General features: G+C 72.0%; 14 protein-coding genes. 8 read left to right on the plus strand and 6 right to left on the minus strand.

Annotation, left to right across the window (positions count from 1 at the left end; genetic code table 11):
* Positions 1 to 52 precede the first annotated feature (52 nt).
* Positions 53 to 967, minus strand: coding sequence for a LysR substrate-binding domain-containing protein (locus tag EX20_RS08840; protein WP_034193301.1), 915 nt, complete (start codon positions 965 to 967; stop codon positions 53 to 55).
* Positions 968 to 1,085: 118 nt separating this feature from the next.
* Between EX20_RS08840 and EX20_RS08845 the strand changes: the two genes are divergently transcribed.
* From EX20_RS08845 to EX20_RS08880, 8 genes are all read left to right on the plus strand, one after another.
* A complete protein-coding gene (locus EX20_RS08845) occupies positions 1,086 to 2,468 on the plus strand; it encodes a YbfB/YjiJ family MFS transporter (RefSeq protein ID WP_034193302.1) in 1,383 nt (460 codons plus the stop codon).
* A 127-nt stretch (positions 2,469 to 2,595) separates the two neighbouring features.
* A complete protein-coding gene (locus EX20_RS08850) occupies positions 2,596 to 3,132 on the plus strand; it encodes an NUDIX domain-containing protein (RefSeq protein WP_011884430.1) in 537 nt (178 codons plus the stop codon).
* Between the two features lie 97 nt (positions 3,133 to 3,229).
* Positions 3,230 to 3,667, plus strand: a complete 438-nt coding sequence (locus EX20_RS08855; protein ID WP_011884432.1) for an acyl-CoA thioesterase — start codon at positions 3,230 to 3,232, stop codon at positions 3,665 to 3,667.
* Positions 3,668 to 3,686: 19 nt separating this feature from the next.
* On the plus strand, positions 3,687 to 4,625 hold the full coding sequence (locus tag EX20_RS08860) for a branched-chain amino acid ABC transporter permease (RefSeq protein WP_034193337.1): 939 nt from the start codon (positions 3,687 to 3,689) through the stop codon (positions 4,623 to 4,625).
* On the plus strand, positions 4,618 to 5,859 hold the full coding sequence (locus tag EX20_RS08865) for a branched-chain amino acid ABC transporter permease (RefSeq protein ID WP_034193303.1): 1,242 nt from the start codon (positions 4,618 to 4,620) through the stop codon (positions 5,857 to 5,859). The genes EX20_RS08860 and EX20_RS08865 overlap by 8 nt, the downstream gene beginning before the upstream one ends.
* Positions 5,859 to 6,608 (plus strand): ABC transporter ATP-binding protein, encoded by a 750-nt coding sequence (locus EX20_RS08870; RefSeq protein WP_011884438.1) that lies wholly within the window; start codon positions 5,859 to 5,861, stop codon positions 6,606 to 6,608. Before EX20_RS08865 ends, EX20_RS08870 begins: the two co-directional genes overlap by 1 nt.
* Entirely contained in the window at positions 6,605 to 7,309 is a 705-nt protein-coding gene (locus EX20_RS08875; RefSeq protein WP_014722866.1) for an ABC transporter ATP-binding protein, read from the plus strand. The genes EX20_RS08870 and EX20_RS08875 overlap by 4 nt, the downstream gene beginning before the upstream one ends.
* Positions 7,310 to 7,516: 207 nt before the next feature.
* Complete coding sequence (locus EX20_RS08880) at positions 7,517 to 8,263, plus strand: glucose 1-dehydrogenase (RefSeq protein WP_011884441.1); 747 nt, start codon at positions 7,517 to 7,519, stop codon at positions 8,261 to 8,263.
* Between the two features lie 47 nt (positions 8,264 to 8,310).
* On the opposite strand, the gene EX20_RS32815 is transcribed toward EX20_RS08880, so the two are convergent.
* The 5 genes from EX20_RS32815 to EX20_RS08905 all read right to left on the minus strand — a co-directional run bounded on the left by EX20_RS32815 (position 8,311) and on the right by EX20_RS08905 (position 14,396).
* A complete protein-coding gene (locus tag EX20_RS32815; RefSeq protein ID WP_014722867.1) occupies positions 8,311 to 8,499 on the minus strand; it encodes a heme-degrading domain-containing protein in 189 nt (62 codons plus the stop codon).
* Positions 8,500 to 8,614: 115 nt separating this feature from the next.
* Complete coding sequence (iolB, locus tag EX20_RS08890; RefSeq protein WP_014722868.1) at positions 8,615 to 9,433, minus strand: 5-deoxy-glucuronate isomerase; 819 nt, start codon at positions 9,431 to 9,433, stop codon at positions 8,615 to 8,617.
* Between the two features lie 45 nt (positions 9,434 to 9,478).
* Positions 9,479 to 10,408, minus strand: a complete 930-nt coding sequence (gene iolE / locus EX20_RS08895) for a myo-inosose-2 dehydratase (RefSeq protein ID WP_034193305.1) — start codon at positions 10,406 to 10,408, stop codon at positions 9,479 to 9,481.
* 60 nt (positions 10,409 to 10,468) lie between these two features.
* Positions 10,469 to 12,352 (minus strand): 3D-(3,5/4)-trihydroxycyclohexane-1,2-dione acylhydrolase (decyclizing), encoded by a 1,884-nt coding sequence (gene iolD, locus EX20_RS08900; protein ID WP_034193306.1) that lies wholly within the window; start codon positions 12,350 to 12,352, stop codon positions 10,469 to 10,471.
* Between the two features lie 88 nt (positions 12,353 to 12,440).
* On the minus strand, positions 12,441 to 14,396 hold the full coding sequence (locus EX20_RS08905) for a bifunctional 5-dehydro-2-deoxygluconokinase/5-dehydro-2-deoxyphosphogluconate aldolase (RefSeq protein ID WP_034193307.1): 1,956 nt from the start codon (positions 14,394 to 14,396) through the stop codon (positions 12,441 to 12,443).
* Positions 14,397 to 14,710 lie beyond the last annotated feature (314 nt).

Consider the following 14,710-nt stretch of genomic DNA (forward strand, 5'->3'; position numbering starts at 1 on the left):
ATTCGGCCCAGCCCAACCCATGCCCGCGAAGGCCGCCCGCCGCGTCCCCGCCTCAGACCGGCACAGCCACCGCCGCGACCCCCGCATCGACCGGCCGCCGCGCGCCCTCCGCGAGCGCATCGCGCAGCGCGGCGAGCGCGGCCGACGCGTAACCGTGCCGCCATGCGAGCAGCGTGTCGATGCCTTCGAATTCGGCGATCGTATGGGCCGCGACGTTGTCGGTATGCGGCTGCAGCTCGAGCACCGAGCGCGGTGCGACCGCGACGCCCGCGCCGGCCGCGACGCACGCGACGATCGCATGATACGAACCGAGTTCGAGCACGCGCGCCGGCTTCATCCCCTGCGCCGCATACCATTGCTCGACGTATTTCCGGTACGTGCAGCCGCGCTCGAACGCGACCAGCGTCGGCAGCATCACGTCGCGCGGCGTGCGCACCGGCGGATGGCCGCGCGGCGTCAGCAGCACGAGGTCCTCGCGGTAGATCGGCACCGTCTCGAACGTGTCGGGCAGCGTGTCCGGCGCCGGCGGCCGCGCGAACAGCGCGGCGTCGATCTCGAAGTCGCGCACCTTGTCGATCAGCCAGCCGCTCGTGCCGGTGACGAGCTCCAGCGACACGGCCGGCCACGCATGGTGGTAGCGCGCCAGCACGGCCGGCAGCCGGCTCGCGGCCGTGCTCTCCATCGTGCCGAGCCGCAGCCGCCCGCGCGGCGTATCTTCGCGCACCGCGTCGCGCGCCTCGTCGGCCAGCGCGAGCAGTCGCTCCGCGTACGGCAGCAGCGTGTGGCCGGCCGGCGTCAGCACGAGCCGGCGGCCGTCGCGCACGAACAGCGCCGCGCCCAGCTCCTCCTCGAGCTGCTTGATGCGCGTCGTCACGTTCGACTGCACGCGATTGAGCTTCGCCGCCGCACGCGTCACGCCGTTCTCGCGCACGACGGCGCGGAAAATCGCCAGCGCGGCCAGGTCCATGGTTCTCTCCGGGAGATAGGTGGATTCTTGATTATTCATTTTTCGAGAAGGGTCGGTCAAGCTACGATGAAGCTCGTCCGATTCCTGTTCCGGCCGGCGCGCGCCGGCCGCCGCCGCCATGTCCCGTTCCGATGCTCATACCGCCTCCCGTGCCCGCCCGTCAGCCGATGCCGACCGCCGCGCGCGCACGGCCGCGCTCGCCTGCATGGTCGGGCTCGCGGTCGCGCTCGGCGTCGGGCGCTTCGCGTTCACGCCGCTGCTGCCGCTGATGCTCGCCGACGGCTCGATCGGCCTGCGGGCCGGCAGCTGGCTCGCGTCGGCGAACTACGCCGGGTATTTCGTCGGCGCGCTCAGCTGCGCGGCGCTGCCCGTCGCGCCCGCGCGCATGGTCCGGTTCGGGCTGGCGGCCACCGTGCTGCTGACCGCCGCGATGGGCGTCGGCCACCTGCTGCCCGCGTGGCTCGCGGTGCGTTTCGTCGCCGGCGTGGTCAGCGCTTGGACCTTCGTGTTCGTGTCGCAATGGGGCTTGCGGCGGCTCGCCGAACTGCACGCGCCCGAGTGGAGCGGGGTGATCTATGCGGGACCCGGCGTCGGCATCGTGCTGACGGGGCTGATCGGCGGGGCACTTGCCGGCCACCGCGCGGCGCCGGGCTGGCTGGGGTTCGCGGCGCTGTCGGCGCTGCTGTCGGCGGCGATCTGGCGCACCTTCGGCCGCGCGCCGGCACCGGTGGCCCCAGCCGCAGCCGCAGCCGCGTCGGTGGTGCCCACCGCGCACGCGCCGGCCGCCGCGGTGACGCCTGCCGCAGTGCCAGCCACCGCCGTGCCGGCCCCTACCGCGCCTGCCACCGCCGCGCCAGCCACCGCGGTGCCAGCCACCGCCGCGCCGCCCACCGCTGCGCCAGCCCCCACCGCGCCAGCCCCCACCGCGCCGCCCGACGCACGCCGCCGTCGCGCCGACGCCGCATGGCTCGTCGCGCTGTACGGGATGCCGGGCTTCGGCTACATCATCACCGCGACGTTCCTGCCCGTGATCGCGCGCGCCGCGCTGCCGGCCGGCTCGCCGTGGCCCGACCTGTTCTGGCCGATGTTCGGTGCGGCGCTGATCGTCGGCGCGATCGCCGCCGCGCGGCTGCCCGGCCACTGGGACAACCGCCTGCTGCTCGCCGCCGGCTGCACGACGCAGGCGCTCGGGATCGCGGCGGGCATCGTGTGGCCGAACGCCGCCGGCTTCTCGATCGGCAGCGTGCTGCTCGGCCTGCCGTTCACCGCGATCACGCTGTTCGCGATGCGCGAGGCGCGGCGCCTGCACGGCGAGCGCGCGGCCGGACTGATGGGCTATGCGACCGCGTCGTACGGCGTCGGCCAGATCCTCGGGCCGCTCGTCGCGGCGCCGCTCACCGCGCGGTTCGGGTCGTTTTCGCCGGCGTTGTGGGTCGCGGCCGGCGCGCTGCTGGCCGGCGCCGCCGGCTTCGCGGCCCGCGGCGCACGCCCGCGCGCATGAGCGCCGCACGCTCGCCGTCGCACCCTCTGCGGCGCGGGCAAACTCGCTAGAATGAAGCCTTTCCCGCGCCGAGCGGGCGCGCGATGCGGCCGTCAGGCCGCGCCGGCGTCCGCCCAACTCCCGATCGATGACCACCGCCGATTACCGTTTTTGCCCGCAATGCGCGCGTCCGCTGACCGACCGCGCCGATCCCGCCCATGAAGGCGGCCGCGTGCGCCGCGCGTGCCCCGACGACACCTGCGGCTACGTGCACTGGAACAATCCGCTGCCGGTCGTGGCCGCGATCGTCGAGCTCGACGGCAAGATCCTGCTCGCGCGCAACGCGGCCTGGCCGGAAGGGATGTTCGCGCTGATCACCGGCTTCCTCGAGAACGGCGAAACGCCCGAGGACGGCATCGCGCGCGAAGTGTTCGAGGAAACGGCGCTGAAGGCCGAGCAGGTCACGCTCGTCGGCGTCTATGAATTCATGCGCAAGAACGAACTGATCATCGCGTACCACGTGCGCGCGTCGGGCACCGTCGCGCTGTCGCCGGAGCTGCTCGAATACCGGCTCGTCGATCCGCCGCTGCTGCGCCCGTGGCGCGCCGGCACCGGCTACGCGCTGGCCGACTGGATGCGCGCGCGCGGCCTCGACTTCGAATTCGTCGAGCGGGCAGGCCAGTGACGGGCCGCGCCGCCGCCCGTCCATGCTCCGCCGCGTCGCATCGCGCCGTGCCGCCCGCGAGCGTCGCCACGTCATCCTCCCTCTGACCATCACCGCCATGTCCGACAAGCCGCAAGCGCGTTCGCGCGACGCCTATCGCCACTTCCTGCCGATCACGACCCGCTGGATGGACAACGACGTCTACGGCCACGTGAACAACGTCGTCTACTACAGCTACTTCGACACCGTCGTGAACGAATACCTGATCCGCGCCGGCGTGCTCGACGTCGAGCACGGGCAGACGATCGGCCTCGTGGTCGAGACGCAGTGCAACTACTTCGCGCCGCTCGTGTTTCCGCAGTCGGTCGATGCCGGCTTGCGGGTCGCGAAGCTCGGCACGTCGAGCGTGCGCTACGAGATCGGGCTGTTCGCGGCCGGAGAGGCGGCGCCGGCCGCGCAGGGGCATTTCGTGCACGTGTACGTCGATCGCGCGACACGCCGCCCGGTGCCGCTGCCCGACGCGCTGCGCGCGGCGCTCGAACCGCTCGCCCGCTGACCGGCACGCGGTGACGGCGTTGCACGCGTTCGCGCTCGAGGCATTCAACGGCCTCAGCTACGGCTTGCTGCTGTTCATGCTGTCGGCCGGCCTCACGCTGATCTTCAGCGTGCAGGGCGTGCTCAATTTCGCGCATGCGAGCTTCTACATGCTCGGCGCGTACGTCGGCTACAGCATCGCGGCGCGCGTGGGCTTCTGGCCGGCGCTCGTGCTCGCGCCGCTCGCGGTCGGGCTGCTCGGCGCCGGCTGCGAGCGCTGGCTGCTGCGCCGCGTGCAGGCGCGCGGCGGCCACACGAGCGAGCTGCTGCTGACCTTCGGCCTCGCGTATCTGATCGGCGAGGCCGCGAAGCTGCTGTGGGGCCTCGCGCCGCTGCCGGCGCCGGTGCCGCCGCTGCTCGACGGCGCGCCGGTGAGCGCGTTCGGCGTCGCGCTGCCGCGCTACCGGCTGTTCATGATGGCGATGTCCGCCGCGATGCTGATCGCGCTCGGCGTCCTGCTGCGCGCGTCGCGCATCGGCCTCGTCGTGCGCGCCGCGCTCACCCATCGTGCGGCCGTCGAGGCGCTCGGCTACGACGTGCCGCGCGTGATGACCGGCCTGTTCGGCGCGGGCACCGCGCTCGCCGCGCTCGCGGGCGTGATCGGCGCGCCGCTCGCGGTGATCGAACCGGCGCTGGCCGAGACCGTCGGCTCGGTGGTGTTCGCGATCGTCGTGATCGGCGGGCTCGGCTCGCTCGGCGGCGCGTTCGTCGCGTCGCTCGCGGTCGGGTTCGCGCAGACCTGCGCGGCGTCCAGCGACACGTCGCTGCGCGATCTCGCGCACTGGGCCGGCGTCGCGCTGCCCGATGGCGTCGCGGCCGTGTCGCTCGCGCAACTCGCGCCGCTGGTCCCGTACCTGCTGCTCGTCGCGGTGCTGGCCGTGCGGCCGCGCGGGCTGTTCGGCGAGCGTGTCGATGGCTAGCCGCATGCCGAACGGCGCGCTGCGCTGGACGCTGTTCGTCGGATGCGCGGTGCTGCCGGCATGGCTGTGGCCGCAGGGCGCGGTACTCGGCTATCTCGCGCAGACGGCCGCGCTCGTCGTGCTCGCGCTGTCGTACAACCTGCAGCTCGGCACGACCGGGCTGCTGTCGTTCGGCCATGCGGCCGTCGCCGGCGTCGGCGCGTTCGCCGCCGCGCACTGGTTCAATCGGGTGGGCGCTCCGCTGCCGCTGCTGCCGCTCGTCGGCGGCGTGGCTGGCGCGGCGTTCGGCTGCGTCGCCGGCCTGCTCGCGACGCGTCGCGCGGGCACCGTGTTCGCGATGATCACGCTCGGCATCGGCGAGTGCGTCGCGGCGGCCGCGTGGAGCGTGCCCGCATGGTTCGGCGGCGTCGGCGGCGTGCCGATCGACCGCGCGGGCGGCGCGCCGTGGGGCGGCTGGCAATTCGGCGCGCCGACGCACGCGTACGCGCTGATCGCCGCATGGTGCATCGGCTCTGCGCTGGCGATGTACGCGCTGACGCGCACGCCGCTCGCGCGCCTCGCGAACGCGGTGCGCGACAACCCGGCGCGCGTCGCCGCGCTCGGCACCGAGCCGCGCCACGTGCGGCTCGCGATGGTCACCTGCGCCTCGTTCTTCGCGGGCGTCGCCGGCACGCTGACGCTGATCGACGTCGAGATCGCGACGCCCGACAGCGTGTCGATGGCGCGCTCCGCGATCGTGCTGATCGCCGCGGTGATCGGCGGCACCGGCACGTTCTTCGGGCCGGCGCTCGGCGCGGTGGTGCTGACCGCGCTCAGCGTGGTCGTCGCCGGCGTGTCGCGCGCGTGGGCGCTGTATCTCGGCGTGCTGTTCGTCGCGGTCGTGGTCGCCGCGCCGCGCGGGATCGCGGGCGTCGCGCAGGCCTGCGCGCACGCGTGGCGCCGCGGCGCGCCGGCCGTCGAGCGCTGGCGCATGCTGTGCGGCGTCGGCGCGGGCGCGTTCTGGGCGATCGCGATCGTCTGCGCGGCCGAGCTCGGTTACGCCTGGCGCTTCGCGCAGGACGACGGCGGCGGCAGCGCGTTCGGCGTATGGCGGATCGACGCCGACGCGCCGGCCGGCTGGGCCGTCGCCGCTTCGGCGGCCGGCATCGGCATGCTGCTGTGGGGCTGGCGCGCGCGGCTCGCGGGCCGCGCGCACGAAGTGCCCGATGTGCCCGATGTGCGCGAGGACGGCTGATGAACGGCGATGCGATCGCACTGCACGGCATCGTCCAGCGCTTCGGCGCGCAGACCGTGCTCGACGGGATCGACCTGAGCGTGCCGAGCGGCGAGCGTCACGCACTGATCGGGCCGAACGGCGCCGGCAAGTCGACGCTGTTCGGCGTGATCGCCGGCGCGACGCGGCCGACCCGCGGGCGCGTCGTGCTGCACGGCGTCGAGTTGCGCGGGCGCGGCCCGGTCGTCGCGAGCCGGCTCGGCATCGGCCGCAGCTTTCAGCAGACCAGCGCGTTCGCGCAACTCAGCGTGTTCGACAACCTGCGCTGCGCGGCGCTGCACGCGCCGGCCGAGCGGCGCCGCTGGTGGAACCGGCTGCGCGAGTCGCCGTCCGTCGATCGCGCGGCCGCGCGCGTGCTGCACGACGTCGGCCTCGATGCGTGGCACGCGACGCGTGCGGGCGAGCTCGGCTACGCGGAGCAGCGCGCGCTCGATCTCGGCATCGCGCTCGCGAGCGGCGCGCGCACGCTGCTGCTCGACGAACCGACGGCCGGCATGAGCCGCGACCAGGCGGCGCGGATGCTCGCGCTGATCCGCGCGACCACGCAAGGCCGCACGGTGCTGATGATCGAGCACGACATGGACGCGGTGTTCGGCTTCGCCGAGCGCATCACGGTGCTCGTGCGCGGCGCGGTGGTCGCGACCGGCGCGCCCGATGCGATCCGCGCCGATGCCGCCGTGCGCGCCGCGTATCTCGGTGACGGCGCATGAGCGCGCTGCTCGACATCCGCAGCCTGCGCGCATGGTATGCGCTGCAGCCCGTGCTCGACGGCGTCGATCTCACGCTCGCCGCGGGCGAGACGCTCGCGCTGCTCGGCCGCAACGGCTCGGGCCGCTCGACGCTCGCGAAGGCCGTGATGGGGCTCGTGCGCACCGCGGGCTCGGTGCGCATCGACGGCGTCGAATCCGCGGGCGCGCGCACGTTCGAGATCGCGCGGCGCGGCGTCGCGTACGTGGCCGAAAGTCGCGACGTGTTTCCACTGCTCAGCGTGCGCGACAACCTGCGGCTCGGCTTGCGCGGCATGCGCGGCGCGGCCGGGCGCGCCGCGCTCGACGCGCTGCTCGAGCGCTTTGCGCTGCTCGGCGCGCGCGCCGACGTGAAGGCCGGCCGGCTGTCGGGCGGCGAGCAGCAGGTGCTCGCGCTGGTGCGCGCGCTCGCCGGCCGGCCGCGCGTGCTGATCGTCGACGAGCCGGCCGAAGGGCTCGCGCCGCGCGCCGTCGACGAAGTCGGCGCGTGCCTCGCCGCGCTGCAGGCCGACGGCGTCGCGATCCTGCTGATCGAGCAGCGGCTCCAGCTCGCGCCGCGGCTCGCGCAGCGCGTCGCGGTGATGGGGCGCGGACGGATCGTCCACGACGGCGCGCTCGCCGAACTCGGCGGCGACGTCGTCAGCGCGTGGTTGAGCGCCGGTTGATGCCCGACCGGGCCACCGAGCGCTGACCGAGCCCCGACCGAGCGCACGCGCGTTGCGCCGATTGTTCGTCAAACCCCGCCAGTCAATTCGCGTCGAGCCGCTTTATCGCGGCGGCCCAAACCGCGAAGATTGCCAGCAAGGACGGTGCAGCGCATCGCGCGTAACCGGTACCCATCCATCGAAGTCTTCCGATCGAGGAACGAAATCATGAGCAAGCTGGCAGGCAAGGTCGCAATCGTCACGGGCGCATCCAAGGGCATCGGCGCAGCAATCGCCAAGGCGCTGGCCGCCGAAGGCGCGTCGGTCGTCGTCAACTACGCGAGCAGCAAGGCCGGCGCCGACGCGGTCGTCGGCGCGATCGTCGAGGCGGGCGGGCGCGCGGTCGCCGTCGGCGGCGACGTGTCGAAGGGCGCGGATGCGCAGCGCATCGTCGACACCGCGATCGAGACCTATGGCCGTCTCGACGTGCTGGTCAACAACTCCGGCGTCTACGAATTCGCGCCGATCGAAGCGATCACCGAAGCGCACTATCGCCGGCAGTTCGACACCAACGTGTTCGGCCTGCTGCTGACGACGCAGGCGGCCGTCAAGCATCTCGGCGAAGGCGCGAGCATCATCAACATCAGCTCGGTCGTGACGAGCATCACGCCGCCGGCGAGCGCCGTGTACAGCGGCACCAAGGGCGCGGTCGACGCGATCACCGGCGTGCTCGCGCTCGAACTCGGCGCGCGCAAGATCCGCGTGAACGCGATCAACCCGGGGATGATCGTGACCGAGGGCACGCATGCCGCGGGCATCACCGGTTCCGATCTCGAAGCACAGGTGCTCAGCCAGACGCCGCTCGGCCGCCTCGGCGAGCCGAACGACATCGCCTCGGTCGCCGTGTTCCTCGCGTCGGACGATGCGCGCTGGATGACCGGCGAGCACGTGGTGGTGAGCGGCGGGTTGAACTGACCGGCGCGCGGGATCGCGCGAACGGTGCGCGTGCGCCGTTCGCGCCGTTATGCGTCGACGCGCACCGTGATGCGCGCATCGCCAGCGCGGTCGCGCCGACGTGCCGCCGCAAACATTCGACGACGCGCGAGTTCGCCGATTCGACGCGCGACGGCCGCATTGAAGTGCGGCAGCGCCGGGCTCGACGCATCGTCGTCGAACGTGTGCGATGCGAGGCGAAAGCGGGGCGTCGCCATGACGGCTCCGTAGCATTGCCGGCTGCGCAGGCTCATGCGCATGCGCATGCCGGGCGTCCCATCGTCACGGGCCGCCCAGCCCACGTTCCATTCACTGCTCGGACGTTTCCGCACGTCAGCGCTTCGGCGCCGCATCGAGCATCCACTCGTGCGCGGGATCGTTCTTGAACGCCCATGCGCGGCTCGGGCCGGCCATCACGTTCAGGTAGTACAGGTTGTAGCCGTGCGGCGCGACCACCGGGTGATAGCCGCGCGGCACCATCACCACGTCGTGGTTCTCCACCACGCAGGCCTCGTCGAGGCTGCGATCGTCGGTGTACACGCGCTGGAACGCGAAGCCTTGCGGCGGATCGATCCGGTGGTAATAGGTTTCCTCGAGCGAGGTCTCGTCGGGCGCCGCGTCGCGATCGTGCTTGTGCGGCGGGTAGCTGCTCGAATGGCTCGCGGGCGTGACCACCTCGACGACGAGCAGGCGGTCCGCCGCCGGGTTGTCGCCCATCAGGATGTCGCACACGTAGCGCGTGTTGGTGCCTTGCCCGCGCACCGCGCGGCGCATCCGTTCGCCGTCGAGCCGCTGCACCTGCTTGTCGCCGCTCACGCACGGCGCGGTGCACAGCGCGACTTCCGCGTCGCGCGTCGCGACCAGCGTGACGGTCTTGCCGCCGGGCACGTACAGCGCGTCCGGCGACACGTCGTCGAACACGCTGTCGCGCTTGCCGAGCGCGTCGTACGTGTGGCCGTCGACCTCGGCGCGCACCGTGCCGGTCAGCACGACGACGCACAGCTCGCGCGCGCCGGTGTCGAGCGTTTCGGTGTCGCCGGCGCGCAGGCGCAGCGCGCGAAAGCCGACGTGCTGCCAGCCGGCTGACTCCGGCGTCACGTTGCAGATTTCGCGCTCGGGCGACGCCTTGACCAGCAGGGGAGAAATCGTCATGGAGTGGTCCTCGTTCAGATGACGGTGCGCGTCGTACGGGAGCGCTCAGGCGCTCAGCCGTTCGACGATCGCGCGCAGCGTGTCGTAACCCTTCTTCGCATACTGATAGCTCGGCGCGACGGCCGGATCCTGCTCGGCCTCGACCACCAGCCAGCCTTCGTAGCCGGCGTCCCGCAGCGTGCGCAGCGTCGCCTCGTAATCGAGCGCGCCGTCGCCCGGCACCGTGAAGGTGCCGTTGATCACCCCGTTCAGGAAGCTCCAGCCGCCGTTGCGCGCCTGCGTGACGACCTGCGGCCGCACGTCCTTGCAGTGCACGTGCACGACGCGCGCGACGTGCTTCTTCAGCAGCGCGACGGGATCTGCCGCGCCGCCGAAGTACGCGTGGCCGGTGTCGAACAGCAGGAACACCTTGGCTGGATCGGTCAGCGCCATCAGGCGGTCGACGTCGGCCGGCGATTCGACGTACGCGCCCATATGGTGGTGGTACGCGAGCTTGATGCCGTAGGTGTCGAGCAGGTGTGCGCCGAACGCGTCGAGCCGGGCCGCATAGCGCTGCCACGCTTCGTCGTCGACGAAGCGCGGCCGCTTCGCGACCGGCGTGTCGATGCTGCCCTGGATCGTGCCCGCGCATTCGCCGTAGACGACCACCTTCACGTCGTTGTGCTGCAGCTTCGTCAGGTGCGCGCGGCAGCGCTCGATCTCGGCGGCGACCGCATCGGCATCGGTCATGCCCGGCGCGACTTCCGCGAGGAATCCGGAATACCAGCCCGACACGCACACGAGGCCGAATTCCGCGAGCTTCGCTTTCAGCTCGGGGCCGGTCTTCGGAAACTTGTTGCCGAGCTCGAAGCCCGCATAGCCGATCTCGGCGCCTTCCTTCAGCGCCGTCTCCAGCGGCGTCTCGCCGCCGAGCGACGGCAGGTCGTCGTTCATCCACGACAGGGGATTGATACCGATGCGAACGTTCCAGCTCATCACGTGCGTTCCTGGGTTAGAAGGTCGAACAGGGGTTTCACCGTTGCAGGCGAGGCGACGTCAGCGCCGCTGCCGGGTTTTCGCGTCGAGATACGTACGGTGCGCGCGTTCGACGCCGTCGCGGGCGGACACCTGCGGCACCGCGACTTCCCACCATGCGCCGCCGTCGGCGGTCGTGCGCGCGTGCGTCGTGTCGATCACCAGCACCTGGCTCGTCCTCGCCGCGCGCGCCCGCGTCAGTTCGCGGCGCAGTTCGGCCACGTCGCGCACGTGCACGGCTTCGGCGCCCATCGCACGCGCATGCATCGCGAAGTCGATCGTCGAGCGCGCGCCGCCTTCCGGCACGCAGTCGTCGAGCATGTTGTTGAAGCTCGCGCCGCCGCAGCTCAGCTGCAGCCGCTCGATGCAGCCGTAGCCGCGGTTGTCGAGGATCACGACGATGATCTTGCGGCCGAGCATCACCGACGTCGCGAGTTCCGCGTTGAGCATCATGTACGAGCCGTCGCCGACGATCACGATCACTTCGCGCTCGGGCCGCGCGAGCTTCGCGCCGAGGCCGCCGGCGATTTCGTAGCCCATGCACGAGTACGCGTAGTCCATGTGATAGTTGCCCGGCACGCCGCTGCGCCACAGCTTGTGCAGCTCGGCCGGCAGCGTGCCGGCCGCGCACACGACCAGATCGTCGCGCGCGCTGTCGCGTCCGGCGTCCGCCGCCGAATCGCGCACCGCGCCGATCACCTCCGCGTCGTACGGCAGCGTGTCCTGCGGCACGTGCGTGGTCAGCTCGGTCACGCGCGCGTTCCACGCGGCCGCGTGGTCGCGGTTCGTGGCGGTCCAGCCCGCGTCGGCGCGCCAGCCCGCGAGCGCCGCCGACACCTGGCCGAGGCCCGTGCGCGCATCGGCGATCAGCTGCCGGCCGCGTTTCTTGCCCGCGTCGAACGGCTGCACGTTCAGGCTCAGCAGCGTCGCGTCGCCGAACAGTGCATGCGAGCCGGTGGTGAAGTCCTGCAGGCGCGTGCCGACCGCGAACACCACGTCGGCCTGCGCGGCCGCGCGGTTGGCGGCGGGCGAGCCCGTCACGCCGATCGCGCCGAGATTCAGCGGATGGTCCCACGCGAGGCTGCCCTTGCCGGCCTGCGATTCGGCGACCGGCACGCCGTGCGTCTCGGCGAACGTGCGCAGCGCGTCCCATGCCTGGCTGTACAGCACGCCGCCGCCGGCGACGATCAGCGGCCTTTGCGCAGCCTTCAGCACGTCGAGCGCATCGGCGAGCTCGAGCGCGTCGGCCGGCGGCCGGCGCATCCGGATCAGCGGCGGCGCGAAGAAATCTGCGGGCCAGTCGTATGCGAAGGTCTGCACGTCCTGCGGCAACGCGAGGCACACGGGGCCGCACTGCGCGGGGTCGGTCATCACCTGGATCGCGCGCGGCAGCGCGACGAGCAATTGCTCCGGCGACGTGATGCGGTCGAAGTAGCGCGTGACCGGCCGGAAGCAGTCGTTCGCGCTGACGTCGCCCTGTTCGAAGTCCTCGACCTGCTGCAGCACCGGGTCGGGCAGCCGCGACACGAACACGTCGCCGGGCAGCAGCAACAGCGGCAGGCGGCCGACGTGCGCGAGCGCCGCCGACGTCAGCATGTTGGTCGCGCCGGGGCCGATGCTCGACGTCGCGGCCATCATCCGCTGCCGGAAATTCGCTTTCGCGAACGCGACGGCCGCGTTCGCCATCCCTTGCTCGTTGTGCGCGCGCAGCGTGGGCAGGCGGTCCTTCTCGGCATGCAGCGCTTCGCCGAGCCCGGCCACGTTGCCGTGCCCGAAGATCGCGAACACGCCGCCGCAGTACGGCAGGACGTCGGTGCGGCCGTCCGGCTGGACGACTTCGGCTTGCAGGGCGGCCAGGTAGCGCACGAGCGCCTGGCTGACGGTCAGTCTCACGGTGGTGGTCATCGTCTGTCGATCGGAAGAGTCGGTGAAGTCGGCAAAGTCGGTGAAGTCGCTGAACTCGGTGCAGGGATCGCGCGCACGGCCGGTGCGCTCACGCTGCGGCGGCGCGCGCGGGGTCGCGGCGGCCGAGCCACGCGTCGACGAGCTGCGCGAAATTGGCGGCGACTGCGTCGATCAGCGCGCGGTCGTCGATGCGGCCGGCGAGCCACGCCAGCGATGCGTCGACCCACAGCGAACGCCCGACCATGAAGCCCTTGACGATCGGGTTGGTCGCCGAGCGGAAGCTGTCGACCAGATACTGCAGCGGCTGGTTCAGCCCGAGGATCACAGCGCCGCGGCAATAGCGGTCGCGCTCGGCGACGAGCGATTCGAGCCGCGCCCAGCCGTCGGCGCTCATCGGCGCGAGCTTCCACCATTCGGGCATCACGCCGAGGTTGTAGAAGCGCGCGACGGTGCGCAGCACGGCGTCGTCTTCGGTGCCGGGCGGCGTCACCGCACGCGGCGGAATGATCTCGAGCAGCAGCTCGTTGCCGCTCGCGCGCGTGGCTTCCCACAGCTCGAGCACGCGCTGCTCCTGCGCGACGCGCAGGTCGACGTCGTCGTCGGGGTGATAGTGGACGAGGCACTTGACGACCTGTTCGGTCGGCCAGTGCGTGAGCGTCGAGCCGACCGAGCGCGTGTCGTCGAAGCACAGCGGGCGCGAGCCCGGCAGCTCGACCGGGCGGCCGACCCACCAGCCGCGGCCGGTGGCCGCCGCGAGCGCATCGCGTCCGTATGCGCCGCCGTCGATCAGCACGCCGACGTGACCCTCGATGTGGCGCTCGCGCTCGACCTGCTCGGCCGCGCGTACCAGCAGGCGCTTGAGCGTCTTGATCCGCTCCTCGTCCGCGCCGGCCTGCACGACCAGCTCGTAGAACTGGCTGCGATGGTCGAACGCCATCACGCACAGGTCGTCCCAGTCGCGACGCGGCACCGTCACGCGATGCAGATGCGCGAGCGTGCGATCGGCGTCCACCTGCGGATTGCGGCTGCCGCCGAACCAGTGCGCGAGTTCGGCCGGCGTCGGCATCGCGGCGGAGCACGCGTGACGCGACACCACGATCGCGCCGCACGCGTTCGCGATGCGCGTGGCTTCCGCCCAGTCGCGGCCGCGCAGCAGCCCGGACAGCAAGCCGGACAGGAACGCATCGCCCGCGCCGAGCACGTTCAGCACTTCGACGCGCTCGCCGTGGAAGGTCGGCGCATCGTCGATCCGCGCGGGAACGTCGCCGTCGATCACGCAGCAGCCGAGCGCGCCGCGCTTGACCACCAGCACCGCGCCGCTCGCGCGCCGCACGGCCTCGAGCGACGCGATCAGGTCGTCCGGCGCGCCGCCCGCGATCAGGAATTCCTCTTCGGTGCCGACCAGCAGATCGAATTCGCCGAGCACCTGCTGCAACTGCCGCGTGACCTGCGCGTCGGGCACGTAGCGGTTCTCGCCCGCGCCGCGCGCGGTCAGCCCCCACAGCACCGGCCGATAGTCGATGTCGAGAATCCGCACGACGCCGTGGCGGCGCGCGTAGCCGAGCGCGGTCAGCGACGCCTCGCGGGTCGCCGGCGTCGACAGATGCGTGCCGGTGATCGCGAGCGCGCGGCAGCGGGCGATGAAGCCCTCGTCGATCTCGTCGGCGCGCACGGCCATGTCCGCGCAGTTCTCGCGCACGAACAGCAGCGGGAACGTGTCGCGATCCTTCAGGCCGAGCAGCACCAGCGCGGTGAGGCGCTCCGGATCGGTCTGCAGCTGGCTCGTGTCGCAGCCCTCGCGCTCGAGCGTCTCGCGCACGAAGCGGCCCATCTGCTCGTCGCCGACGCGCGAGATCATCGCGGTCTTCAGCCCGAGGCGGGCGACGCCGAACGCGACGTTGCCCGACGAGCCGCCGAGGTACATCTGGAAGCTGCGCGCGTCCTCGAGGCGGCTGCCGTACTGCTGCGCGTAGAGGTCCACGGCCACGCGGCCGAGGCAGGCGAGATCGATGGGGCGGTCAGTCGGAAAGTTCAACGGGCTCATATCACGTATCACGCTCGCGGCCGGCGCGCGACGCGGCCGGCTGTTGGGGGATCGATCGGGCGACGATGCTCGGCCGCCTGCACGGCCCGGCGCGAACGCGCCTGCCGCAACGAATCGGGCTACGGAACGGAGTCTAGACTTTTTGGAAATCCTGTTCCCTAGGTGAAATCACGTAGAAATAAATTTCCAAATTCGCGACGAAGTGATCTACAGTTTCATCCGGATGCTTCAGTCCCGATCGGACCAGATCGGACTCGGCCCGGCGGCGCGCAACGCGCCGTCTTCCGCCCCCGGAGATGAGGAGACAGAGTGAT

The organism is Burkholderia sp. WP42, from assembly GCF_000745665.1.
In the GTDB taxonomy this organism is placed as follows: Bacteria; Pseudomonadota; Gammaproteobacteria; order Burkholderiales; family Burkholderiaceae; genus Burkholderia; species Burkholderia vietnamiensis.